Origin of the sequence: Paenibacillus sp. FSL R5-0341, assembly GCF_037975235.1 — a bacterium.
GTDB lineage: Bacteria > Bacillota > Bacilli > Paenibacillales > Paenibacillaceae > Paenibacillus > Paenibacillus amylolyticus_A.
In genome coordinates, this window is record NZ_CP150241.1 from 237,502 (window position 1) to 264,009 (window position 26,508).

The 26,508-nt window shown below is 47.6% G+C and carries 15 protein-coding genes; 14 read left to right on the plus strand and 1 reads right to left on the minus strand.

Going from position 1 to position 26,508, the window contains the following annotated elements; genetic code table 11:
* Positions 1 to 86: 86 nt before the first annotated feature.
* Entirely contained in the window at positions 87 to 1,787 is a 1,701-nt protein-coding gene (locus MKX75_RS01155; RefSeq protein WP_339168055.1) for a DUF262 domain-containing protein, read from the minus strand.
* 578 nt (positions 1,788 to 2,365) lie between these two features.
* Here MKX75_RS01155 and MKX75_RS01160 point away from each other — a divergent pair.
* From MKX75_RS01160 to MKX75_RS01225, 14 genes are all read left to right on the plus strand, one after another.
* Positions 2,366 to 5,149 (plus strand): glycoside hydrolase family 3 C-terminal domain-containing protein, encoded by a 2,784-nt coding sequence (locus MKX75_RS01160; protein ID WP_339168057.1) that lies wholly within the window; start codon positions 2,366 to 2,368, stop codon positions 5,147 to 5,149.
* Between the two features lie 188 nt (positions 5,150 to 5,337).
* A complete protein-coding gene (locus tag MKX75_RS01165) occupies positions 5,338 to 5,529 on the plus strand; it encodes a hypothetical protein (protein WP_062837718.1) in 192 nt (63 codons plus the stop codon).
* 450 nt (positions 5,530 to 5,979) lie between these two features.
* Positions 5,980 to 6,744: a copper homeostasis protein CutC gene (locus tag MKX75_RS01170; protein WP_339168059.1), complete on the plus strand. Its 765-nt coding sequence runs from the start codon at positions 5,980 to 5,982 to the stop codon at positions 6,742 to 6,744.
* Between the two features lie 30 nt (positions 6,745 to 6,774).
* On the plus strand, positions 6,775 to 8,235 hold the full coding sequence (locus tag MKX75_RS01175) for an alpha-L-fucosidase (protein ID WP_339168061.1): 1,461 nt from the start codon (positions 6,775 to 6,777) through the stop codon (positions 8,233 to 8,235).
* Position 8,236: 1 nt separating this feature from the next.
* Positions 8,237 to 10,018: a beta-galactosidase gene (locus tag MKX75_RS01180; protein WP_339168064.1), complete on the plus strand. Its 1,782-nt coding sequence runs from the start codon at positions 8,237 to 8,239 to the stop codon at positions 10,016 to 10,018.
* 105 nt (positions 10,019 to 10,123) lie between these two features.
* Positions 10,124 to 10,990: a sugar phosphate isomerase/epimerase family protein gene (locus MKX75_RS01185; RefSeq protein WP_339168065.1), complete on the plus strand. Its 867-nt coding sequence runs from the start codon at positions 10,124 to 10,126 to the stop codon at positions 10,988 to 10,990.
* Between the two features lie 293 nt (positions 10,991 to 11,283).
* Positions 11,284 to 12,342 (plus strand): Gfo/Idh/MocA family oxidoreductase, encoded by a 1,059-nt coding sequence (locus tag MKX75_RS01190; protein WP_076210238.1) that lies wholly within the window; start codon positions 11,284 to 11,286, stop codon positions 12,340 to 12,342.
* Between the two features lie 860 nt (positions 12,343 to 13,202).
* Entirely contained in the window at positions 13,203 to 14,615 is a 1,413-nt protein-coding gene (locus MKX75_RS01195) for an alpha-L-fucosidase (protein WP_339168067.1), read from the plus strand.
* 357 nt (positions 14,616 to 14,972) lie between these two features.
* Complete coding sequence (locus MKX75_RS01200; protein ID WP_223868815.1) at positions 14,973 to 15,917, plus strand: ABC transporter permease subunit; 945 nt, start codon at positions 14,973 to 14,975, stop codon at positions 15,915 to 15,917.
* A 15-nt stretch (positions 15,918 to 15,932) separates the two neighbouring features.
* Positions 15,933 to 16,841, plus strand: a complete 909-nt coding sequence (locus tag MKX75_RS01205) for a carbohydrate ABC transporter permease (RefSeq protein WP_082763028.1) — start codon at positions 15,933 to 15,935, stop codon at positions 16,839 to 16,841.
* A gap of 129 nt (positions 16,842 to 16,970) precedes the next feature.
* Positions 16,971 to 18,608 (plus strand): extracellular solute-binding protein, encoded by a 1,638-nt coding sequence (locus tag MKX75_RS01210; protein ID WP_264935608.1) that lies wholly within the window; start codon positions 16,971 to 16,973, stop codon positions 18,606 to 18,608.
* Positions 18,609 to 18,783: 175 nt separating this feature from the next.
* The gene (locus MKX75_RS01215; RefSeq protein ID WP_339168070.1) at positions 18,784 to 21,003 is read left to right on the plus strand and encodes a helix-turn-helix domain-containing protein; all 2,220 of its coding nucleotides are present in this window, start codon (positions 18,784 to 18,786) and stop codon (positions 21,001 to 21,003) included.
* 50 nt (positions 21,004 to 21,053) lie between these two features.
* Positions 21,054 to 23,366, plus strand: a complete 2,313-nt coding sequence (locus MKX75_RS01220) for a glycoside hydrolase family 3 N-terminal domain-containing protein (protein ID WP_339168072.1) — start codon at positions 21,054 to 21,056, stop codon at positions 23,364 to 23,366.
* Complete coding sequence (locus MKX75_RS01225; RefSeq protein WP_339168074.1) at positions 23,363 to 26,494, plus strand: alpha-mannosidase; 3,132 nt, start codon at positions 23,363 to 23,365, stop codon at positions 26,492 to 26,494. The genes MKX75_RS01220 and MKX75_RS01225 overlap by 4 nt, the downstream gene beginning before the upstream one ends.
* Positions 26,495 to 26,508: the final 14 nt, after the last annotated feature.

Below are 26,508 nucleotides of genomic sequence, written 5' to 3' on the forward strand. Positions count from 1 at the left end.
GTTAATTAAGTCTAAGATATTCTTGAATGACTTACGGAATCCCGGAATAGTCTTGTTATATTTAGAAGTATTATTCTGATAATCTACTATATTGATTTTGAGAGGAGCGTTATAAGATAAGTCTGACGTTCCTCTAAGACCTTAGGAGTCCATACTGAACTCTGTTCAATGAAGACTTTATTCGCACTAAAAGCATCAATTCTCTTTTTTAAGTAAATTTGTTTTTTAGTTATGAAATCATGATTACTCAAAGCACTATTTTTCTTTTTACTGATTAATACAAGATTAGCTATTCGATCAGTCCAATAACCTCTAGCACCTTCCGTAAAGTCATTTAGCCATTGACTATTTTTTTGAGGATTTTGCGGTAGAATATGTTCGACAGTAATATACTGATAATTTGATAAATGTACCGTATTGTCCCCAGATAAATATTCGATTTTTAGAAGTAAGTGTCGTGCGAACTGTTTTTTGTAAATACTTCCTTCAATATTGGTTCTTAGTTCTTCAGGGTCAACATAGAATAATTTTCTGTGATTTAATAAATCGTTTAAATTGTTTTCATTAGTTTTATCTATTTCCTTAAGTATGTTATTCATTGCATCTAATCGTACTGTAGGTGAAATACCACAGACCCAATCCCCAGTGAATTTATATTCTAATTTTCTAAGAAATAATTCTAATTTTTCGATACCGAATTTAGCATAGTAGTGCATCAGTGGTGGTATCCAATCTTCAGAACGCAATCCTATTTTCATGACAGTAAGTAAATTTTTAATACTATTACTTAGATTTTCATCTTGTAATTCAATAATTGATTCATATATATCATTGTATCTGTTAACAAAGTCTAACGTATCTTTACCTAAGCTAAGAAGTGGTGTTTTGGGTGACTTAATTTGATAAATCTTATCATTGAACTCTTCCAGTAGGTTAGCTCTAGCTTTTTCTTGTACTAAAATTGTTCGTAAGAATTGTAAGAAACGATCAAAATCATCTCCGTGCTTCCCTTCAATTTCTTCCCATATTGTTGCATACTTGTTTTTTTCTTTTTCGTTGGATAACGCTCCAATATTCTGTGATTTTAATATATCCGCATTAGTTAAAGGAATGCCCCGATTGTTTAGAATTGTAAAGAGTCGAAAAGCATCTTCTGTATTCTCTGTAGATACATAAATAAATATTGCCTTATTAAATATAAATTTTATAAATTCTTCAAGGTTACAATTTTCTTCCATTGTAGAGAACTGTTTATGCATTTGTAATATAGCATTAGACATATTAGATATAGAAACGTTAACATTTACTATTTTGGATTGTAATTCACTAAAAGAATTCGTCCCATCTATTTTTACAATATAATTTTGAATAAAGTCTTCAACGTTGTCCCTTATTCTATAAGTAATTCTGGTTCGAGATGGTATACTTTCTAATGAATTTTCTTCTTGAAAAATTTTCCTGTGCAATGTATCCTTGTTTTTTTGATTTATTATCATATCTCTTAGAACAGCCATCATTATAAAAAATGTTGTCAATCTTTGCTGACCGTCTAAGACTTCGTACTCGGGAAAAGAGCTATCTTTAAATTTCTTAAGTACAAGCGAGCCGAGGAAGTATTCACTTTCTGGTTTATTAATGAAAGCAAAATATAAGTCATCTAATAGTTCAGTGATGTTATCAGTTTGCCACACATATGAGCGCTGATATTCAGGTATTAGAAACCAAAAATCTTCTGAAAATATTTTCTGGAGAATCTTTTTATTTGCTTCAATGGTTCCTGTGGACATTTAGTTCACACTCCTACTAGAAATAAGAAAACACATGTAAAAACAGGGATATTATAACATACATTCCTCCCATACGTATTATTTCGCATAATATCTTATTCAGGGTTTTTGAAAGATTATTTGTAATTATTAAAAGAAATAGTGTGGATAAAATTATAAGCAAATGCGAAATTAAGCCCTGATTGAACCCTGTATCTTGCACTTTAACTTCTCTTGAATTAAATAGGAGTCAATGAAATTCGATCCGATCAAGTACTTTGGTGTTATTATTTACTAAACTGATCATGAACATTAACATAAAGAAGAACGGGCTGATAATGACGCTCCTATTAATTTTCTATCATTTTTTTGAGTAAACCTTCTTCTTTCTTCTACTATAGTAAAGTGAAAATCATAAAATTTCATTGGTCTTACGCTATTGTTCATCTGATAGATGTTTAAATCAATTTAAAGCATATTTCTCATATATTTTCATGCATGTAATCTGTTAATATGAGACTATGTACAAGTGAATCTACCAGATCATAGAATAGTCTATTCGTTTTTAGATATGGGGATGACAATCAGGAGGGAAATCATTGAGCACACATCAAATCGGAGTTCCATTGGAAGGGTTTGCAGAGTTTAGTCGTACGGTTGCCGCAGAAGGAGCCGTTCTACTCAGAAATGAAGGCCAAGTGCTTCCGCTTCGCGAAAACGAAAACGTTTCAGTTTTTGGTCGAATTCAAGTCAATTATTATCGGAGCGGTACGGGTTCAGGCGGTAGTGTTCATGTGGCCTACACAACAAATCTGCTGGATGGTCTTCGCAGCAAAAAGAATATTACGGTGAATGAAGAGCTGGCAGCTGTCTATGAGAAGTGGATTGAGGAAAATCCATTTGATGATGGCGGAAAAGTATGGGCAGCCGAGCCATGGAATCAGAAAGAAATGCCTTTGACGGATGAACTTGTTGCACAGGCTAGAAGCAAATCCAGCAAAGCCATTATCGTGATTGGTCGTACAGCGGGAGAAGATCAGGATAATGCGGATGCGCCAGGAAGTTACCAACTGACAGAAGATGAGAAAGCGATGTTGAAGCAAGTCACTTCGCAGTTTGAACACACAATCGTTGTGCTGAATGTCTCGAATATCATCGATATGAGCTGGTTAAACGAAACGTATCTACATCCAATCCAAGGTGTGATTTACTCCTGGCATGGCGGTATGGAGGGTGGTAACGCGATTGCTGATGTGCTGGCGGGAGACGTTACACCAAGCGGTAAACTGACAGATACGATTGCATATTCCATCGAAGATTATCCTTCGACAAGCAACTACGGCAATGAGTTCAAGAACCTGTATCAGGAAGATATCTATGTAGGTTATCGTTATTTCGAAACGTTTCGACCTGAGCGCGTTCAGTTTGAATTCGGTTACGGCCTGTCTTATACGACGTTTTTGACCCAGCACGAAGAAGCGAAATCCGTGTCCAAAGACGGCGAAACCTACATTGAAGTTCGTGTCAATGTGACCAACTCAGGTACAACATATGCGGGCAAAGAGGTAGTGCAGGTCTATTATGAAGCACCACAAGGCAAACTGGGACAACCGGTGAAGGCTTTAGTAGCTTTCGGCAAAACAGGATTGTTGCAGCCGGGCGAGTCAGAACTTCTGACGATCAGCTTCCCGATCCATGCCATGGCATCCTACGATGATGCAGGTGTTACAGGTCATGCTTCCGCATACGTATTGGAAGAAGGCACTTACCGACTACATGCAGGAACCAGTGTGAAACAAGTGGATCTCATTAGCATCGATGGCCAGGATGGCTATGTTATTGAATCCCTTCAATTGGTGGAGCAACTGCAAGAAGCGATGGCACCAACTGAAGATTTTACACGGATGAAACCGGGTCTGCGCAAGGAAGATGGATCATATGAACTGACTTATGCTGAAGTGCCGAAGCGTAAAGTTTCCATGGCGAACCGGATTGAGCAGAATCTCCCGCAAACGCTGGAGCAGACGGGTAACCAGGGCTACAAGCTGAGTGATGTTAAGGCTGGCAAAGTGAGTCTGGAAGCCTTCATCGCTCAACTGAGTGATCAGGATCTGGCGGCAATTATCCGAGGCGAAGGCATGAGCAGCCCGCTCGTTACTTCGGGAACGGCATCCGCATTTGGTGGTGTCAGCGACAGTCTGTTTAACTACGGGATTCCGGTAGCATGTACGGCAGATGGCCCGTCCGGTATTCGTATGGATAGTGGCGAGAAGGCAACACAGGTATCCATTGGTACATTGCTTGCGGCGACATGGAACAAAGATCTCGTTGAAGAGTTGTATGTGATGGAAGGACAGGAACTGCTGAGAAATCAGGTGGATACCCTGCTCGGACCTGGACTGAATATTCGCCGGAGCCCGCTTAATGGCCGGAACTTTGAGTACTTCTCTGAAGATCCACTGATCTCGGGTGTATTTGCTGCAGCATGTACGAAAGGTATCATGAAGGGTGGTTCCAATGCCACACTGAAACACTTTGCCTGCAACAACCAGGAGAAGCACCGTAGCAAAGTAGATGCTGTTGTCTCTGAGCGTGCCCTTCGTGAAATTTACCTGAAAGGGTTCGAAATCGCTGTAAAAGAAGGCGGAGCGAACTCCATCATGACCTCCTACAACCCGGTTAACGGACACTGGGCGGCATCCAATTATGATCTCAACACCACGATTCTCCGTGGCGAATGGAATTTTGAGGGTATCGTAATGACCGACTGGTGGGCGATTATGAACGATGTGACCGAAGGTGGAGAGGCTGATCGCAAATACACCAACTGGATGATTCGTGCGCAGAATGATCTCTACATGGTTGTACCGAACTACGGCGCAGAGATCAACGGTTGGGATGATAACACGATTGAATCTTTGGAAAATGGAACATTGACGCGCGGAGAACTGCAACGCTCTGCGATTAACATCTGCAAGTTCATCATGAATGCACCGGTGTCCGGCAGAAAACACGAGATCGTGGAGAACGTCGCTTCGTTCCAAGCGAATGCATCCCTATCTGCTGCGCAAGCTCAGGCGCTGGTGGAGAACGCACAGGTGAAACCTGTGGTAGCTGAACCCGTCTACATGAAAGTGGACGAGGCAGGCCATTACCGGATTATCGTACAGATCATGTCCCCTGAGCCGGAACTGGCTCAAAGTGCATGTAACCTGCTCCTGAATGATCAGTTGGTGACCACCATCCAAACGAATGGTACGGAAGGCAAATGGATCAGACAGAAGCTTGTCAAAGTAGATCTTGAAGCAGGACTGTATGAATTGAAACTGGACTTCACCAAACCAGGCCTCCAGATTGATTGGATCGAATTCAAGCAGGTGTAGAAGATAATCGGATATATCAGGTGATAACAGCAATCAAAAGGTTGTTCTGTCATCAAAAGTAGAATACGTGGGTACATGCAAAGGACACTGTTCGCGGGTGTCCTTTGTTGTAACACGGAATAGCTACTGTTATGATAGTGTTATGAGATTCGTAGTTCTGAACAATGGGGTCAGGAGTGTTGCGAGGAATGAGAAATTATAATTTTTTGAGTCCAATCCTGCTGGTTGTAGTGGCGCTGATTGTAAGAGGCCTGGTGACTAACCTTGGAGTTCTTTTTGGCTTATCACAAGAAGTGGCAAGTAATATTGCCATGATAGCCATGATCATTGCTGCACTGATTATGTTTAATCGAATGACGAAGGCTCGGCGTAAAAAATAGAAAAAGCTCGGATAACCGAAAGGTTATCCAAGACATGAAGACACCCTCTGGGTGTCTTTTTTTGTATTGACGTTCTGATCCTAACGTTTTAGACTATTGCTAATAAATAATAACATTAAAAATAACGAAAATAACAAAAATTATCAGACAAAGTACATGATGTCCGTTGCGCTCTCTATTTGCTAGCCCATTCCGGTCCCCAAAGGAGAATCCAATCATGAAGATCATTGCCGACAAACAATATATCTTTCAGGAAGGTCAGCCTTTTCAGATTGAGATCTGGAAGCTGACCGTCGTCAAATAATGATGAAGAAGGACCGCAGGAGCGCTGATGAAGTGTTCAGTCGGTCCTTTATGTCATGGATCAGGCTGTGTGCAGTTCGAGTGATATCTATCGATGCGGGTTAACGGTTCTGGAATAATCTACGATGAAGTGAAGGGAGCGACCTTATGGAAAGACAGCCTGTATTGGAAGTCATTACTGTGAATGTGGAAGATGCCAGAGCCGCCGAACAAGGTGGTGCAAACCGAATTGAACTGGTGTCAGCGATGTGCGAAGGAGGACTTACCCCCAGTTATGGTGTCATGGAGCAAGTGATGTCCAAGGTCTCCATCCCGGTGTATGTCATGATCCGTCCGCATAGCCGCTCGTTCTGCTATAGCACTGATGACATTCAAGTCATGACCCGGGATGTACGCGTGGCTAGAGAACTTGGAGCCGCTGGCATCGTGATCGGCGCCCTTACAGGAGAGGGTGAAGTGGATCTTTTATCCATGCAATCATGTATGGCGGAAGCTCAGGGGTTGGGCGTTACGTTTCATCGTGCAATTGATGTGAGCGCAAGCCTGACTGAGACGCTCAAGGCCATCAACACATTGGGCACCGTCGAGCGTGTGCTTACATCGGGAGGGAAACAGACAGCGCCTGAAGCCATGCTGGAACTGAAACAGCTTCAGGAACTGGGGGAAACCTTGAACATCGCTGTCATGGCTGGCTCTGGGATAACCGTAGATGGGATTCAGATCCTCGTCCAACAAACGGGTATCACAGAGATACATATGGGATCAGGCGTGCGGTATGAAGGCAGCTTTAATTATCCCATTGCTCCACATTTGGTCGAAGAAGCCAAGCAGCAGTTATGGTTTGCTTCACAGCAATTCATGAACAGTAGTGCAATGAGTAGCGGTCCAAGCGATGGTGGTCTAGTGACATAGGAATGCATGAAATAAAAGGAGTGATACGCCATGAATCAAGAACTGCAAACATCCGAATGGATTAAGTCCGTAGCACAGGTAAGGCCATCGGAACGCCAGTTGAGGTGGCAGGAGATGGAGTTCTACGCGTTTATTCATTTTACGGTAAATACATTCACGGACCGGGAATGGGGCACTGGGGAGGAAGACCCGGCGATCTTCAATCCTTCTGAACTGAGTGCAGCGCAATGGGTGCAGGCGTGCAAGGCTGCGGGGATGAAGGGGCTGATTTTGACGTGCAAGCATCATGATGGATTTTGTTTATGGCCAAGTCAGTTTACAGCGCACACGGTTTCGGCAAGTCCATGGAGGAACGGTGCGGGGGATTTGGTTCAGGAAGTCGCCGATGCCTGCCGTCAGGGCGGGTTGAAGTTTGGCGTGTACCTTTCTCCTTGGGATCGGCATGAAGCCTCCTACGGGGATTCGGAGAGATATAACGAGTTTTTCCTCCAACAGTTGCGCGAGCTGCTCACGAATTATGGCGATATCTTTTGTGTATGGTTCGACGGCGCGTGTGGGGAGGGTCCGAATGGCAAAAGGCAGATTTATGACTGGGATGCCTATTATAAGCTTATTCGTGAACTTCAGCCCGAAGCTGTCATCTCGGTATGCGGGCCGGATGTTCGCTGGTGTGGCAATGAGGCAGGGCATACACGGGAATCGGAATGGAGCGTTGTGCCAGCGCATATGCAGGATAATGAGAAAATTCAGGAGCAATCACAACAGGTGGATGATGGTGAGTTCGCCACAAGGATCAATACGCAGGACAGTGATTTGGGAAGCCGAGAGGTCATTCGTTCCCAAGGTGACCCACTGATCTGGTACCCTGCCGAGGTAAATACCTCGATTCGCCCAGGATGGTTCTATCATGCCAGTGAAGATGATCAGGTCAAAACATTGGAAGAACTGCTCGCCGTCTATTACGGCGCAGTGGGGGGTAACGCCACCTTTTTGCTGAATCTGCCACCGGATAGGCGTGGTCTCATTCACGAACGGGATGTGGAGCGACTACAGGAATTGGGAGATTCGCTGCGTACCATTTTTCAGGAAAATTTCGCCTTGCAGGCGCCGGTAAAAGCATCGGAGACGATGGATGAACAACATGCCGTATCGGAAGTGCTGACGGAACGCCAGGAAACGTATTGGTGTCCTCACGAAGGAACGGAGCAGGCTTGGATCGAGCTGGATTTGCAGGAAGAACGATCGTTTGACCGGGTGGTGCTGATGGAACATATCCAGACAGGCCAACGGATTGAGCGTTTTACACTGGAGTCGCAGAGGGCAGATGGTGGTTGGGAAGAATTTTACAAAGGGACGGTGGTGGGGTATAAGCGAATTTGCTGTTTCCCACAGGTCACATCGAGAAAGATGCGTTTAAGCATTCATGAATCCAGATGGTGCCCTACGTTGTCCGGGTTAGGCATATATCTGAGCGAGCGAGGAGGGTTGTAACATGGCGGTGCTGACGTATAAAGGTTCACAATTTATGTATGATGGCGAGCCCATTCGGATTTTGTCGGGTGCCGTCCATTATTTCAGAGTGGTCCCCGAATATTGGGAGGATCGGTTACTCAAGTTGAAAGCCTGCGGTTTCAATACGGTGGAAACGTATGTGCCGTGGAATGTTCATGAGCCGCAGCCGGGGCAGTATTGTTTTGAAGGTTTGGCTGATCTGGAACGATTTATTCGCACTGCGGGAGATATAGGTCTGCATGTGATTGTTCGCCCAAGTCCTTATATATGTGCCGAGTGGGAGTTTGGCGGATTACCTGCCTGGCTACTTGCTGATGATGACATCCGTCTGCGGTGTAATGATGCAAAGTTTCTGGAAAATGTGGATCGTTATTATGATGTGCTTTTGCCCAAATTGAAACCCCTTCTTAGTACCAATGACGGGCCGATTATCGCGATGCAGATTGAGAATGAGTACGGTAGCTTCGGTAATGACGCGAGTTACCTGCAATATTTACAGGATAGCATGGTAGAGCGCGGTATGGATGTGCTTCTGTTTACTTCCGATGGACCGACAGATCACATGTTGCAAGCAGGATCGGTACCGGGGCATCTGGCTACGGTCAATTTTGGATCAGGGACTCAGGGAGCGTTCGCCAAGCTGCGTGAATATCAGGTGGACGAACCTTTGATGTGCATGGAGTATTGGAATGGCTGGTTCGACCACTGGGGAGAGTCACATCATACCCGAGAAGCCGCAGATGTTGCTGGTGTGTTTGAAGAGATGCTTCGAGCGGGAGCTTCGGTTAACTTTTATTTGTTCCACGGTGGGACTAACTTCGGATTTTATAACGGGGCGAACTGTCAGCAGAAGGATCAATACGAACCAACGATTACAAGTTACGACTACGATTCACTACTCAGTGAATCCGGGGAGCCGACAGCGAAGTTCCATGCAGTGAGGGACCTTATTGCTCGGTATAGCAACAAAGATCTGGGTGAGCTTGTGCTGCCAGAACCGAAGGGGACTATCGCCTATGGGCGAGTGGAGATGACTCAGCAGGCATCCTTACTGGCGCAGATGGACCGGATATCAGTCCCGGTACAACGTACAAATCCGGAACCGATGGAGAAGCTAGGTCAGGATTATGGCTTTATTTGTTATCAAACCCGGATATCCGGTCCCAGGGAGCGACAGGAACTGGTGGTTCAGGAGGTGCGTGACCGTGCGCTTGTGTTTGTGGATGGGCAATTTCAGGGCGTGCTGGAACGGGGGAATACAGCAGTATCGATTTCCTTTGAAGTGCCGCCAGAGGGCGCAGATCTATTGATCCTTGTTGAAAATATGGGGCGAATCAACTATGGTCCGTACCTGAGAGATCCGAAGGGCATCACCGAGGGTGTGCGACATGGCTTTCAATTTTTATATGATTGGACGATTCATTGTCTGCCATTAACTGATCTGTCGGGTTTACAATTCAGCGATGCGATTAGCGAAGCAATTAACGAAACAATTAATGAAGTACAGGGACCAGCATTTTATCGAGGAGAGTTTAATATCACGGATGTAAGAGATACTTTTCTGCGATTGGATAACTGGACCAAGGGAATTGTATTTGTAAACGGATTCAATCTGGGTCGATACTGGAATAAAGGGCCGCAAAAAACGTTATATGTACCTGCTCCACTTCTTCGCGAGGGTGAGAATGAAATCATGGTATTCGAGCTTCATCGGACGGCTGATCTGGCCGTAACGTTGGTGGATACACCGGATTTGGGCTAGGAAAAGGAAAATAGGTGAGCCAAACGATTATTGAGAATTGTCGTGTCCGCCGGAAAAAGGTATACGTTGGGTATGGACATTGACTACGTGAGAGGATGAGGAAAAATGAAAGTTGGACTCAGCACCTACAGTCTGCAACAAGCATTGGATCGCAAAGAATTAACTGTGCCGGATGCCATTCGTTGGATCGCCGATCAGGGTGGGGAACATGTGGAGATTGTGCCGATGGGATTCAGTCTGATCGATAACCCCGAGTTGATTAATGAGATCAAAGCTGTGGCAAAAGAGGTTGGAATCGATATTTCCAATTATGCCATCGGTGCTAACTTTGCTGTACAGGAGGACGCCGAAGCGTTGGAGCAAGAGATCCAGAATGTGATGCGACATGTGGATGTGGCTGCAGCGCTTGGCGTGAAGCTGATGCGTCATGACGTGGCATTCCGCCCTGCACCAGAGGGAACCGTAGCACAGTTCGAGATCGACCTGCCGGTACTGGTGAAGGCATGTCAGCGGATAGCCGATTATGCAGCGGATTTTGGAATCACAACAAGCGTGGAGAACCATGGATACTACGTGCAGTCGAGCGAGCGAATTCAGCGTTTGCTACACGAGACGGCGCGGGATAACTTCAAGACTACGCTGGATGTCGGAAATTTCCTCTGTGTGGATGAACATCCGGTGAGTGCCGTAAAAAATAACATTCCGTACGCGTCGATCGTGCACGCTAAAGACTTCTACTGGAGACCTTCCTACCGAAATCCCGGTGAAGGCTGGTTCCAAACCTCGCATGGCAATTACCTGCGCGGCGCCATTGTGGGCCATGGCGATATCGACATGCCTGAGGTATTCCGTGTGTTGAAACAATCCGGGTATGACGGATATATCTCGGTTGAATTTGAAGGCATGGAGGATTGTAAAACCGCCTCACGCATTGCTATGGATAACGTCCGCCGCCTGTGGGAAGAGGCATAGGGCTGAGTACTTGTTTTAAATGAAATATGAATAGTTACGTATGGCTCAAACGGAAAGTTAATTCAGTCAGGAAAAGTAGTGGAGGGGGCGAAATCGGTTCTGAAGAAACGAAGTTAAAAGCTTTCTGTAAGAAAGCTACTTCGTAAGCATTAACTCGCCTTTATCACCGGATTTCCCCTTTGCAATAAAGGGATTAAAGAAATCTGGGGATAAGAGCGATCGGAAGAACGATTCGCAACCGGAACGTCTACCCGCTGGACGTCAATTATTTTATTTATGGAGGAATCAGCACGATGTCCAAATTGAAAGTCGCCGTTATCGGTGCCGGATCCATATCCGATTGTCATTTGCAAGCCTATGCCAGTAACCCGGACGTTGAAATATACGCTATCTGCGACCTGAATGAAGCACGTGCCACAGAAGTGGCGAAGCAATATGATGCACCCCATGTGTTTACCGATTACAAAGAATTACTCGCACTGCCCGAGATTCATTCCGTCAGCATTTGTACATGGAACGACTCACATGCCGAAATTAGCATTGCTGCTCTGGACGCGGGCAAAAACGTGTTATGTGAGAAACCACTATGCCAAACGGTTGAGGATGCACTCGAAGTAGAGAAGGCTGTTCATCGTAGCGGAAAGCTGCTGCAAGTCGGTTTTGTTCGCCGCTATAGCGACAATGCACAGATTCTAAAGAAGTTCATTGACGAGGGTGAACTGGGCGAGATTTATTATGCCAAAGCCTCCAGTCTGCGTCGTCTGGGCAATCCAGGTGGCTGGTTCTCGGATATCAACCGCTCCGGCGGTGGCCCGCTGATCGATATCGGGGTGCATGTGATCGACATTTGCTGGTATCTGATGGGCAGACCGAAGGTGAAATCCGTCTCCGCTAACGTGTCTAACCGATTGGGGAACCGCTCGAACATTAACAATCTGTCATTCTACAAAGCAGCCGACTATGATGCGGAGCAAAACACCGTAGAGGATATGGCAAATGCCCTGATTCGTTTCGAGAACGGCGCGAGCCTGCTCGTGGATGTCAGTTTCACGCTCCATGCCAAAGCGGATGAGACTTCGGTCAAGTTATATGGTGACAAGGGCGGTGCCGAGTTGGAGCCGGAAATTTCGATTATTGGCGAGAAATTCAACACTATTTTGAACATGACCCCACAGGTGGATTTCAAATCATTCGACTTTATGGGCTCGTTCCGCAATGAAATCAACCATTTTATCGATAGTACACAGGGCCGCAAAGAAACACTTAGTCCCGTCGAGGACGGCGTCGAAGTGATGAAAATGCTCTGTGCCATCTACGAATCAGCCCGTCAGGGTCGCGAAATCACGTTGTAAAAGGGCTTTGCAATACGGAGATGCTCCAAGTTGATACTTTACTACTCCCGTGGCATTGAACGTTATGAGCAATTCGCTCCTTTTCAATGAAAAGCTCCACTCCGGGCGGGATTTGGGGTCGTCTTCTTGGCCCGCGGTTGGAGCAGAGTAGGGAGTGAACTAACGAATCTGAGGCGTCTTATTTAAGGCTCTGAAGCACCAGTAGAAATCTAAGAAACCTGAGACACGCTATATGAGAATAAACAGCAGTTTACAGAGTTTTTATCAGCAAATTTCGGGAAATAGCGTGTCTGATGTTCCTTACAATTTAAAAAGAGGACCAAAAGGCTAAATAAGACGCCCTGAGTTCCTTAGAAAATTTTCTACCTATTCGCCAAGATCAGCCGCTTGTATTTCCCTATAGAAACGAGGGAAATAAGGGATCCATAGTAATTGGAGAGGGCACCGCAATCGAAATAACAAAGTTACTACGCCCTGTATAGGTTAAGCGAACCGTTTACACTAAAACGGAGAACACAAAACCAATCCAATACAACAAAGCGCACTCTCTCTGCCCTCGGATTTCCCTATAGAAACGAGGGAAATAAGGGATCCACAGCAATTGGAGAGGGCACCGCCATCGAAATAACAAAGTTACTACGCCCTTTAATAGTTAAACTAGCGTTTACGCCAAAACGGAGAGTGCAGAACCAATCTGAAGAAGCGAAGCGCTCGCCTTTATCACCGGATTTCCAACAATTTTAAAGTGAAATAAAAGAAATCCGGGGATAACAGTGATCGAAAGACGGTACTGCACTCGGAGTGACCAGGCGTAACATGCATGGTTTATCTTTTATCCAATCCAAAGGAGATGAAACAGGATGAGCGAAACCAAAGAAACCGTACTGGAGCAGGAAGAGCAGATCGTCGAAGCCGGGGTGCACAATTTTAGCAAAGAGGATGAGTGGATCAAGCCGGAGGAACCGCTGCTCAATGAGCGGCTGGAGTGGTTCAAGGACCAGAAGTTGGGGCTGATGATGCACTGGGGGCCGTATTCCCAGCTTGGCCTCGTGGAGTCCTGGGCGCTGAGCGACGAGGACGGCGATTGGTCGCGCGATGACATCGACTGGACGGATGACATGGAAGACTTCAAGCGGGAATATTTCGATCTGAACAAAACCTTCAATCCGATTCGCTTCCAGCCTGAGGAGTGGGCTCAGATGGCGGCAGATAATGGGTTCAAATATTTCCTGTTCACCACCAAGCACCATGACGGTTTCTGCATGTGGGATACCAAGACGACAGATTACCGGATTACGGGCAAGGACACGCCTTTTCATACCCATAAGTACGCGGACATCTGTCGCGCATTATTTGACGCTTTTCGGGCTAAAGGACTCGGCATCTCAGCGTATTTCTCCAAAGCGGACTGGCATACCCCGTATTACTGGGCACCGGGCATGGAGCGTGGACGTCATATGTGGCGCGGCCCTTCGTATGATCCCCATAAGTATCCGTGGCTGTGGGAGAAATTCGTGGAGTTCACACATGAGCAGATCATGGAGCTGCTGACGAATTACGGGCGAATCGAATGTCTGTGGCTGGATGCTGGATGGGTGCGCGAAGGTCGCCATGGTCAGGATATCAGGCTCGGAGAGGTTGTGGAACGGGCGCGTCAGACCACACAACCTTGGCTTCTGTCCGCAGATCGTACTGTCGGTGGGCCGTATGAGAATATCGTTACCCCCGAGCAGACCATACCGGAACATCCGATGAACATTCCATGGGAGAGCTGTATTACAGTTGGTAACTCCTTTGCTTTCGGATTCGATGATCAGTATAAAACGGGAAGACAGCTGGCACATATTCTACTTGAAGTCGTGTCCAAGGGTGGTAACCTGGCGTTGAATGTAGGCCCGCAACCCGATGGGCGTCTGCCAAAAGGGGCAATTCGAGGCATCAAGGGCCTCGGTGAATGGTTGGGAACTCATGGAGAAGGCGTCTATGGAACCCGGATCTGCGGGCCATATTTTACGAAGGATTGGGCTTTCACCCAGAAGGAAGAGATCAACACCGTATATGCTTTCCGTATATACCGTAACGAAAATGAGACCGTACAACCTCAGTTAATCATTCCTTATCTGGAAAAGGTAGAGCGGATCGAACTCATCGGTAGCGATGACGTACTTTCGTATAAGCAGACGGAAGACGGGCTTCTCGTGGAACTGCCACAATCCGCCGCGACCAGTGCAGCACCCATCACACATACGTTCAGATTGGTCACAAGCGCATAGAACCACATAGAACGCCATGTCAATTCCGGGGGAGATATCGCAGCCTCCGGGATTTTTTTATTCATACATAAGGAATACGAATTCCAATAGAAACGGCTCGCAATCGCTTGTCACACAAGGGTTTGTGGAATAAAGAGGAGTCGGAGAAAATTGCAAATTGATAAAAGTTTATCAGGCGATGTACTATCAAATCAAGAAAGCGCTACCTGATATGAATGTTTACATCATCTTTGTGGGAGAAGGAACTAAGAACAGAAAAAAGGATGTTTAAGGGATGTAAATGTAATGTATTATTACACTTGAGGTGTAGAAGGAGTGACGCATATGAGTCGAGCTACGGAAAGCATACCCGCCAAGATGGAACTCCAGCAGAGGAAACATGTGGAGCCCAAGCGGCAGCATCCATTCATCAAAAGCCTCAAGAAACACTGGGAGCTCTACCTGCTCGTGCTACCCCCGGTGTTGTATCTGTTGATCTTCAAGTACATTCCTATGGTGGGTGTCCAGATCGCCTTCAAGGACTTCAGCGTGGTCAAAGGAATCTGGGGAAGCCCTTGGGTTGGATTCAAACATTTTGAAGCCTTCTTCCAATCTCCAAACTTCTGGCTACTGATTAAGAACACGATAGGCATTAGCTTCTATTCCTTAATCGCCGGTTTCCCTATTCCGATCCTTCTGGCGCTGGCGCTGAATGAGATTCGAACGGGTTACTTCAAAAAGACCGTGCAGATGGTCACCTACGCTCCACATTTTATCTCCACCGTTGTCATGGTATCCATTATCATTCTGATGCTCTCCCCGCATGTCGGCGTAGTAGACAAGCTGTTCACACTGCTCGGCTTCCCGATGACGAACTTCATGGGCATTCCAGAATACTTCAAATCGATCTACGTTTGGTCTGGTGTATGGCAGGGCATGGGGTATTCATCCATTATATATATCGCAGCTCTTGCTGGTGTTGATCCATCTCTCTATGAAGCAGCAAAGATGGACGGCGCCTCAAGACTTCGGAAAATATGGCATATCGACCTCCCATCGCTCGTTCCAGTCACCGTTATCATGCTGATTCTGAGTCTGGGCAGCATTATGGGTGTAGGCTTCGAGAAAATATATCTGATGCAGAATCCACTCAACACAAGCGCCTCGGAGGTCATCTCCACGTATGTGTACAAGGTGGGTCTGATCGGAGCGAATTTTAGCTTCTCCTCGGCAGTAGGATTCTTCAACTCCATTATCAACCTGATCCTGCTGGTTATCGTCAACGGCATATCGCGCAAAGTATCCCAGAACAGCTTGTGGTAAAGGAGGAGCTTATCCATGTTCAACCTGATTAATCGTAACCGGATCAAGGACCCGCTCGGTGACCGCATTTTCATGACACTTAACTACATCTTTCTGTTCGCCATACTGCTAACGGTGTTTTACCCGCTCTTGTATATCATCAGTTCTTCGTTTAGCTCTTCACGAGCCGTGACATCCGGTCAGGTGTGGCTGTTCCCGGTAGACTTTAACATCAAGGCGTACATCTCCATTTTCAAAAGCCAACAGCTTATGCTCGGTTTTTATAATACGATCATCTACACCGTGGTGGGCACGTTCATTAACGTGGTGCTGACCGTCATGCTGGCGTATCCTTTGTCACGAAAATCGTTCTATGGACGAGGGGCCATCATTATTTTCATGATGATCACGATGTTCTTTGATGGTGGTCTGATTCCCACCTACCTCTTGATGAAGGATTTGCACCTACTCGATACACGCTGGGCGATGTGGCTGCCCGGGGCGCTCGCGGTGTTCCAGGTCATCGTGGCGAGAACGTTCTTCCAATCATCCATCCCGGAAGAGCTTGGCGAGGCCGCGGAAATGGACGGATGCCGGGATATCCGGTATCTGATCAGCGTGGTTCTTCCCTTATCGAAGCCCATTCTGGCGGTCATGACACTCATGTATGCCGTAGGTCACTGGAATGCGTATTTCGATGCACTGATCTACCTGCGCTCCGAGAAGTTGTTCCCTCTGCAATACGTGCTTCGTAATCTGCTCATCCTCAACGCGGCTGATCCGGCGATGCTCGCCAATACCAGCCAACAGATGCGGGACCAAGGGTTCGAGCAGGTGTTGAAATATGCACTGATCGTTGTCGCGAGTATTCCAATTCTGATCATGTATCCATTTGTACAGAAGCATTTTGTTAAAGGGGTCATGGTTGGTTCCCTCAAAGGTTAATCCTTGTGAGTTAAGCCCGGTTGCCTCTTGAGAGGGGGTGGAAGGAACACGCCGGCTTCCGGGGTCGATTTTATACACGTGCAGTACAAGTCAATAGTTTGCCGTTATAAACAAAAAGGAGGAGTCAGATTGAGAAAATCTTGGATTTCGATGTTGTTTCTGGTCTTTGCTTCGATGGCTTTGTTGTCCGCATGCAGTTCATCCGAGGAATCGGGTGGAAGTAGCGACGGTAGCGGGGAGAGCGGCGGTCCTGTAACCATGACTTTCTTTGCTCCACAAGGCAAAGCGTCTATGGAAGAGAATGAATTCACCCAATTTATCGAAGACAAGTTCGACGTTACCTTGAAATGGGATCTGGCCCCAACGGACGCTTTGCAGGATCGCAGACAATTGCTACTGGCTAGTGGTGATTATCCCGAAGTGTTTCTTCACGGCAAGTTCACCACCTCAGACCTTCAAACCTATGGAAAACAAGGCGTGTTCCTTCCGCTACAGGATCTGATTCAGGAGTATGGTCCGAACCTGACCAAGATTATGGAAGAGAAGCCATACTTCAAAGAAGCCATTACGGCACCGGATGGCAACATCTATGCGCTGCCGATCTTCAATGAATGTTATCACTGTACGTATGCACAGAAATACTGGATCAACACGGAGTGGCTCGATAATTTGGGTCTGAAAATGCCAACCACGACAGATGAATTGTATACCGTTCTGAAGGCGTTTAAGACACAAGATCCGAACGGTAACGGGAAAGCGGACGAGATTCCACTCACGGGCGCACCGAACAAGTATGTATGGAATGGCAACATTGATGCCTACCTGATGAACAGCTTTATATACAATGACAACGACAAATACCTGATCGTGAACGATGGCAAGGTGAGCTTTGCCGCCAATCAAGAAGGCTGGAAGAAAGGGCTGGAATACATGAACAAGCTGTATGCAGATGGCCTGATTGATCCGGCTTCCTTCACGCAAAACGATCAGGCGATTGGACAGCTGGGGAACAAGGAAGGCGATGAAGTGGTCGGCTCTATTACGACGGCGCTGGTCAGTTATCTCGTGAATACCTATGACAAAGACATCACCCGTCACCAGCACTGGGAGATCGTACCTCCATTGAAAGGGCCGGATGGAGTGCAGACGACAGGCGCTACGCAGAGCGTAGGTGAGTTTGAGTTTGCCATTACCAACAAAGCGACAGAAGCACAGCAGATTGCCGCCATCAAAATCGTAGACTACATGTTCAGTGAAGAAGGTGCGCTGTACGCGGAGTATGGACCAACTGAAGGCAAGGGCTGGAAGAAGGCAGATGCCGATGAGAAGAACATCAATGGCGAGCCGGCCAAATACAGCTACTACAACCTGCCTGAGCGTGATCCGAACGTTGTTGTGAACGAGAGCTGGTCACAGATCGGAGCACATGACTTGTCCAACACGTTCCGTAATCTGTTTGCGGAAGGACAGAATCCTCTAGAAGCAGAGGGTTATGGTACACGTTTGGCTCAAGCGACCAATGTGTATGAACCTTATGCACCCAAAGAAGTATACCCTGCGAACGTATTTATTCGTCCAGAGGATACGGAATCAGCTGCACAACTGACTACGGCCATCAAGGATTATGTGCAGACGAATATGGCGCAGTTCATTATTGGTAGCAAGAGCATTGATAAGGAATGGGATTCGTATGTTAAAGGCTTTGATGGTCTGGGGTTGAGTAATTACCTTGAGATCTACCAGCGTGCCATTGAGAAGAATCAATAATTGAAGGATTCCATATAGAGGCTGTCCCGTCTGTCACCCGTGACCGGGACGGTCTTCTCCTATGACAACCCCACGTCATCCGATATAATGTACTGAACATTTATGGGAAATTAGCGATCAGCACAACTATTTGTCGTCATTCAGCATGAACAGTAACGGTGGGGGGATCTCGGAGATGAATAACAATTGGTTTAGGCGTTTGCTGTTATCGTATCTGCCTGTTTTCTTTATTGTGACGACCATTTTATTCTTTATTTTCTTTCAGGTATTCAATGAACAGAATCGTAGAGAAGCGCTTAAGGCGAATGAATTCCTTGCCTCACAGGTCACGCAATATCTGGACAACTCCCTGCGTTCTATCGACTTCAAGGTACTGCGTGAAATTTTGACCAACCCTAACTTGAAGAATTATTTCTCGGTATCTGGCAGCGAAGATGTGTATGCAGGCATTCAGGCGGTCCAGGTAGTTGATGAATTGAAAATAGAGTATCCGCTGATCGATTCGATATATCTCGTTCGATATGGAGATGGCACGGTCTTCAGTAACGGGAAGGCTGTTCCGATTGAAGAGTTCCCGGATGCAGACTTCATTGCAGATAGCCGGTCAAGGGATGAACAGAAATGGGCAGGAGCACGAGCGTTCAGGGCTTTTCCTTCGCAAGCGACGGAGCAGGTGATTACGATTGTGCGAAGTGTAGGGAACGGCAAAGGACTTGTGGTCACGAACGTGGATCTGAGTACCTTGAGAAAATCCATCATGCAGATGTATGATCCAGAATTTACGTTCGTGAACATCTTCAACCGATCAGGCGGCAATCTGTGGGATAGCAGCATGCCAGAAGGGGTTACAGCTTCTACTAAAACCACTTCGGGAGAAGTCTTCTCCGAATTTACGTCGAGTTACAGTGGTTGGAAGGTGAAGACAGGTCTCAACAATGGCAAAATCGTCAAATTGGCTCTGCAATTTTATAATATCTGGTTTGCCTTTGCTGTAGTGGTTGTGTTAATTGGCGTGGTATGGGTGATCTATGTGACCCGCAGAAACTACAAGCCGATTCAGCAGATTGTCACGTTAATTCAGACCGTCTCTTCACAGAAGCAATCGGGGCTGAACTATGGCAAAGAGAATGAGTTCCGATTCATCCATACAACGCTGGAACGCATGATTGATCAGACGAGACAATATCGGGAGGAGCATGAAGAGAATCTGATTTTGCAGAAAAAAATGTTCTTTCAGGAGTTGCTGGAGGGCACACGAGACTTTACGAGCACGGAGCTGACAGCAGAGATGAGGAAGTTCAAACTGCCTGAGCTGGAGCATCGTTGGGCCGTCATGGTAGTCGAGATGGATCGGTATGATGCATTTGTAACGGAGTATCATGATCAGGACCAATCCCTCCTGAAATTCGTGTTATCCAGTATTCTGCAGGAGAGTGCGCGTCATGAAGGAACGGAAGTATGGGCTGAATGGATCTCCGATCAGCGTCTGTACGCTATCCTCTGGATTCCGGAAATGGAACAGGCTGAGGAGACCGAGCATCGATTGCTCGCTGGTTATCTGGACAGAATCGATCAGTATCTGAACTTCACCGTGACCATCGGTGTTGGTCGGGTCGCTGTCGATATTCGGGGACTGAGAGCTTCATTGAAAGAAGCTGTGCACGCGCTGGAGTACAAGGCTGTACTGGGGATGAATCGCATCATTCCGTGTAGCGATGTACCGAATTCGACCAATGATGTGTATGAGTTCCTGAAGACCATCTCACTGCTGGTGCAGGCGATGCGCTTATCGGACGATGTGTGGGAAAAGCATTTTGAAAGACTATTTGAACAGATTAGTGAGTCCGTCCTGTCCCGGCAGGAGATTATGAATACGATCCAATTGTTATTTCAACATTACAATCGGGAATTCGCCGAACTTCCACGAGAGTACCAGGAGTCGTGGGCTGCTATATTCACCCCACTTCTGCCAAGGCTTGAGGGCTGGGAAACGTTAGACGATCTGCGTGAGCTGTGCTGGGAAGGGTTCAGGGAACTGGCGCTGCAGATGCAGACGCTGCATTGTTCTCGAAAACACAGATCACATATTCTGGAGATTCGCAAATATATCGAAGAGCATTACAACAATCCTGATCTGTCGCTGAACTACCTTAGTGATCTATTCGATATTAATCCGAAGTATCTGAGCAAGCTTTTCAAGGATGAGATTGGGGAGAAGTTTGTGGATCTGCTCATTAGTCATCGCATCGAAAAAGCCAAGCTGCTCATGCAGGAGACCGATAAGGCTATTCAGGAGATCAGTGAGGAAGTGGGATACACGAACTATAATTCCTTCAACCGGGCTTTCAAGAACGTGGTGGGTGTGGCACCGAGTGACTACCGCAAAGCCATGTGATGTAAGTGCACGCGCCTAACTAATTCCGAACGCATAAGGAGAATGTGCATATGGACTATAAAGATGCTTCGCTTCCTATTCAGGAGCGAGTTCAGGATCTGATTGGACGGATGACAACGGCAGAGAAGATTGGACAACTCATTCAGCCGATGGGCTGGAAGACGTATGACAAATTAGCTGATGGTACAGTACGGGTGACGGAAGAGTTCAAAGCGGACATGGAACAGGGCGGTGTCGGTTCTCTGTACGGTGTGCTTCGGGCCGATCCATGGACTGAAGTGACGCTGGAAACGGGGCTGACCCCACGACAAGGAGCTGTTGCTACAAATGTCATTCAGCAGTATGCCATGGAGCATTCCCGGCTGGGCATTCCCATTTTGTTCGGAGAAGAGTGTTCCCACGGGCATATGGCGATTGGGGCGACAGTATTTCCGGTACCGTTAACGGTGGGCAGCACATGGAATATGGAGTTATACCGCAGGATGTGTGAAGCCATCGCTGTGGAGACCCGGAGCCAGGGGGGAGCGGCAACGTATTCCCCGGTGCTTGATGTAGTGCGTGACCCAAGATGGGGACGGACAGAGGAATGTTTTGCCGAAGATCCATATTTAATCGGTGAGTTTGCAGTAGAAGCGATGAAGGGACTACAGGGTGATCGCCTCGATTCCAACCAGACAATTGTCGCGACACTCAAGCATTTTGCGGCTTATGGCAGCTCGGAGGGTGGGCGTAATGCAGCACCTGTGCATATGGGATTACGTGAATTGCATGAAATAGATCTGTTGCCGTTCAAAAAAGCAGTGGAAGCCGGGGCATGTTCCGTGATGACCGCTTATAACGAGATTGATGGTGTACCTTGTACGTCCAGTACGTATCTGTTGAATGACCTTCTGCGTGAGCAGTGGGGGTTTGATGGATTCGTCATTACTGATTTTGGCGCCATTCAGATGCTGGTCCATGGACATAACACCGCCGAGAACGGGGAGCAGGCCGTAGCACAGTCCCTTCAGGCCGGGGTAGACATGGAGATGTCCGGGTACATGTACCGCAAACATCTCGGTCAGGCGCTGGAGCAGGGATTGATCGAGGAGAAGGATCTGGACTTGGCTGTGTGGCGGGTGTTGGAGATGAAATTCAGACTCGGGTTATTTGAAAAGCCTTTCGTTGATCCAGACTTTGCAGAGCAGGTTATCGGATGTGAAGACCATACTCAGCTGGCGAGGGAAGTAGCGCAAGAGGGAATTGTTTTACTGAAAAATGAAGGGGCTACCCTCCCACTCGGCAAAACAGGTACAAAGCTGGCTGTCATTGGTCCAAACGCGAACCATATCTATAACCAGCTTGGGGACTATACCTCGCCACAGCCGAGAGAACAGATCGTCACCGTACTGGATGGCATTACGCGCAAGTTTGGCGCGGATTCGGGTCAGGTGCTGTACGCACCGGGTTGCCGGATTAAAGGCGATTCCAAAGAGGGATTTGAGCAAGCACTCGCCTGTGCGGAACAGGCGGATTTCATCGTGATGGTGATGGGTGGGTCCAGCGCCCGCGATTTTGGTGAAGGTACCATAGACTTGCGGACAGGAGCGTCTGTGGTAACGGATGATCCATGGAACGACATGGAGTGTGGCGAGGGCATTGACCGGGCTTCCCTGAATCTCATGGGTGTTCAATTGGAGCTGGTGCAGGAGGTACATAAGCTGGGAAAACCCGTTATCGTGGTGTATATTAACGGCCGCCCAATAGCTGAACCTTGGATTGATGAGCATGTTCATGCGATTGTGGAAGCGTGGTACCCCGGGCAGGAAGGTGGTAACGCGATTGCGGATATTCTGTTTGGCGATGTGAATCCATCGGGCCGCCTTACCATCTCCATTCCCAAGCATGTTGGGCAACTTCCGGTCTATTATCATGCCAAACGCACTCGTGGCAAGCGGTATCTGGAGATGGATCTTGCGCCGCAGTATCCGTTCGGATATGGGCTGAGCTATACCGAATTCAAATACGAGAATGTAAGGGTTATACCAGATGTGATCGGCCCGGACGATGAAGCTCAGGTGATGGTTGAAGTCACGAATACCGGAGCGGTTGCCGGAAGTGAGGTTGTGCAGTTGTATATCACAGATGTATCAGCTTCGGTCACGCGAGCTGAAATGTCACTGAAAGGTTTTCGTAAAATTCATCTGGAGCCAGGACAGACTCGGACCGTTACATTCTCTGTGCAAAAAGAACATCTCGCACTGGTCGACTCTCGTCTTCAGTCTGTCGTGGAACCGGGTGAATTCAGGCTCATGGTTGGCCGCAGTTCCACAGAATGGACTGCTTGCAGTCTGCAGATCCAGAAGGTGGGGGTGGAAGTATGATTCGAATTCAGCGATTCATCGAGGATCTGAAGCAGCGGCAATGGCTGGATACGATCGAGCTTCCAGCGTGGGAGATGCAGAGGGCCAGATACATTCGGCCAGGAGAATACGAGTACGAACAGGCAGAAGTAAATGAAGATGAGCAGGCAGACAAGGCCATGCAAAGCTTGAATCCGCTGAACAGCGTACATGGAACGACGTATTTTCTGCGCAAACGTGTGGAGATTCCGGAGGAGTGGCAATATCAGGCTATTGGGCTGATCTTCGAGGCTGGAGGAGAAGGGCTGCTGAAGGTGAATGGCATGCCGTATCACGGACTGGACCGGAATCACGGGTTCGTCCCCCTTCCGAGAAGTCGGGTAGGAGATACGCCGCAGTTGGAGATTGAACTCTATGATCCGATTCCAGAGCCGGATGACCCACTCAACCGACAAGCTGTTATTCAGCCGCCTATTCAGGGTATTCGGGCAGCATTGGTTCATATCAATCAGCCGTTACAGAGCCTGATGTACAGCGTGACGGTACTCGCTGAGTCGCTCCGGGCATATAACGAGAAGGAGCCCAAGCGGATGGCGCTTATCCAGGCCATTCATCAGGTGATGGATGACATGTACAATGACCCGGAACGCTGGAGTGATGCAGCTTGGATACAGAACTTCGAATATGCATTAGCACAGTCGGTACAGCAGGAAGACCCGGAGGAATATCGAAGTGGCTTCATGCATCTGGTTGGACAATCCCACATTGATATTGCCTGGCTGTGGCCTGTACGTGAGACGGTTCGCAAGTCCAGTCGCACGTTTTCGACCATGTGCACCTTGATGGACACGTACCCGGATTTCGTGTATTCCCAGAGCCAGCCGCAGTTATATGCCTTCGTGAAGGACCATTACCCGGAGTTGTATGAGCGAGTTAAAGCCCGTATTGCTGAAGGGCGCTGGGAGTTGGTCGGAGGCATGTGGGTCGAGCCGGATCTGAATATTCCGAGTGGCGAGTCGTTAGTTCGGCAGATTCTGTATGGACAGAACTTCTATCAGGCGGAGTTTGGCAAACGCTCCAACATCGAGTGGCTGCCGGATACCTTTGGCTACTGTGCTTCCTTACCGCAGATGCTGAAGCTCGCGAATATTCCTTATTTTATGACCACCAAGCTGAATTGGAATGATACCAATGCGTTTCCGTATGACCTCTTCGACTGGGTAGGCATTGACGGAACTTCCGTGCTGGCGTATCTGAATCATGGCGTGAATGAACATACGCGTCCCAAAGATGTGGATGAACACTGGCAATCGTATAAACAGAAGGATGTGCATCCTGAGCAGATGTTGCTTTATGGACATGGCGATGGTGGTGGCGGCGTGACGAATGAGATGGTGGAGTTTGCGGAGCGATCCCATTTGATGGTCGGACAGCCGATCAGCAAATTCAGCACGGCTGGTGCTTTTTTTGAAGACATATCATTAAATCATCCGACGTTGCCGAAATGGCACGGGGACTTGTACCTGGAGCTGCATCGCGGAACCTACACGACTCATGCGAGGAACAAACGTAGCAATCGAAAGGCAGAGGTACTGTATCGGGAAGCGGAGATCTGGGGGCAATTTGCCGGAGCTTGGGCTGCACACACGAAGAATGATCTGGATGAGGGCTGGAAGCTGATTATGCTCAACCAATTCCATGACATTATTCCGGGAACGTCGATTCCTGAAGTATACGTAACGTCCACCGAGGAGTACACGAAGGTATTTGCATTAGGTACATCCGCACTGCGGGAAACGTTGGATACCCTTGCGGAGAACATTGCAACAGATGAAGTCGATGGTCTTCCCTACATTATATTCAACAGCCTCGGCTGGGAACGGGGAGAAAATGTCACCATTACAGGCGATGCCCATCTCGCAGGGCTTGCTGCATTTGATCGTCAAGGAAAGCGTCTGGCCTGTGATCTTGAACAAAAGGAAGACAAGTATACGCTGCTCGTGCATGTTCCATCGATTCCTGCTTTTGGGTATACAACCATATGGCTGCGCGAGGCATCGGATGTTATCCTTCCAGTAAGGGGAGAAGAATCTTTCCCTTCCACATGGGAAACTGAATTCTACACGCTTGAGTTCAATGAATTGGGAGAGATCACCCGATGGTATGACAAATCGGTAGGACGCGACTGGCTGAAGCCCGGTGATCGGGCGAATGAGTGGCAGTTTTTCCACGACAAACCGACGTACTGGGATGCATGGGATATCGATCCACGGTTTGAATCCCAGCGAGCTGGTGCGGTGCAGTTGATCTCCAGAGAGGTTGTACAACGCGGGGCTACGCGAGATGTACTGCGTTTTGTCTGGAAGCTGAATCAATCGGAGATCAGTCAGGATATCATTTTGCATCGTCACCAGCGGCGTGTTGATTTCCATACAAAAGTGAAGTGGAATGAAAGTCATAAGCTGCTCAAGGTGGCCTTTCCAGTGGATCTGGTGGCAGCCAAAGCAGCCTATGAAATTCCGTTTGGAGCGTTGGAGCGTCCAACTCATAACAACACCAGTTGGGAGCAGGCGCAGTTCGAGGTCTGCGGGCATCGTTGGGCGGATATCTCGGAGGGAAACAGCGGTGTGAGTTTGCTGAATGATTGCAAGTACGGGTATGACATCAAGGATCGGACGATCCGCCTGTCCCTGCTTCGTGCCCCGAAATGGCCGGATGAACATGCCGATCAGGGCGATCATGAATTCACGTATTCGATCCTGCCCCACCAGGGCGATTGGCGACAAGCCGCCGTGGTTCGCCGGGCGATGGAGCTTAATCATCCGGTGGAGGTTGTGGCAGCGAGTCAGTCTTCCGGTCACTTGCCAGCTGAACATGCTTGGGTTCAGTTCCACAGTGAGCATGTCATACTGGATGCAATTAAGCCCGCAGAAGACGGCTCGGGAACGGTGCTGCGTTTCTACGAATCATCTGGAGGTCGGGAAACGGTGCAGGTTCAGTGGGCTGAAAAGGAAATCAAAGCGTCCATCATTAATCTGCTGGAGGATGAGATCCATCCGTTGGCTTGTCCAAACGGAGCATTCGAACTGAGATTCAAACCGTATGAGATTAAGTCGGTGAAACTTGTTCCAGTGAATCCAAATACGTAATCTTCAGGAGGTAT

Excerpts from the sequence above, each read along its gene's own strand:
- MKX75_RS01155 (WP_339168055.1), bottom strand. The coding sequence starts at position 1,787 with ATGTCCACAGGAACCATTGAAGCAAATAAAAAGATTCTCCAGAAAATA.
- MKX75_RS01165 (WP_062837718.1), top strand. The coding sequence starts at position 5,338 with ATGAGAAATTATAATTTTTTGAGTCCAATCCTGCTGGTTGTAGTGGCG.
- MKX75_RS01170 (WP_339168059.1), top strand. The coding sequence starts at position 5,980 with ATGGAAAGACAGCCTGTATTGGAAGTCATTACTGTGAATGTGGAAGAT.
- MKX75_RS01175 (WP_339168061.1), top strand. The coding sequence starts at position 6,775 with ATGAATCAAGAACTGCAAACATCCGAATGGATTAAGTCCGTAGCACAG.
- MKX75_RS01180 (WP_339168064.1), top strand. The coding sequence starts at position 8,237 with ATGGCGGTGCTGACGTATAAAGGTTCACAATTTATGTATGATGGCGAG.
- MKX75_RS01185 (WP_339168065.1), top strand. The coding sequence starts at position 10,124 with ATGAAAGTTGGACTCAGCACCTACAGTCTGCAACAAGCATTGGATCGC.
- MKX75_RS01190 (WP_076210238.1), top strand. The coding sequence starts at position 11,284 with ATGTCCAAATTGAAAGTCGCCGTTATCGGTGCCGGATCCATATCCGAT.
- MKX75_RS01195 (WP_339168067.1), top strand. The coding sequence starts at position 13,203 with ATGAGCGAAACCAAAGAAACCGTACTGGAGCAGGAAGAGCAGATCGTC.
- MKX75_RS01200 (WP_223868815.1), top strand. The coding sequence starts at position 14,973 with ATGGAACTCCAGCAGAGGAAACATGTGGAGCCCAAGCGGCAGCATCCA.
- MKX75_RS01205 (WP_082763028.1), top strand. The coding sequence starts at position 15,933 with ATGTTCAACCTGATTAATCGTAACCGGATCAAGGACCCGCTCGGTGAC.
- MKX75_RS01215 (WP_339168070.1), top strand. The coding sequence starts at position 18,784 with ATGAATAACAATTGGTTTAGGCGTTTGCTGTTATCGTATCTGCCTGTT.
- MKX75_RS01220 (WP_339168072.1), top strand. The coding sequence starts at position 21,054 with ATGGACTATAAAGATGCTTCGCTTCCTATTCAGGAGCGAGTTCAGGAT.
- MKX75_RS01225 (WP_339168074.1), top strand. The coding sequence starts at position 23,363 with ATGATTCGAATTCAGCGATTCATCGAGGATCTGAAGCAGCGGCAATGG.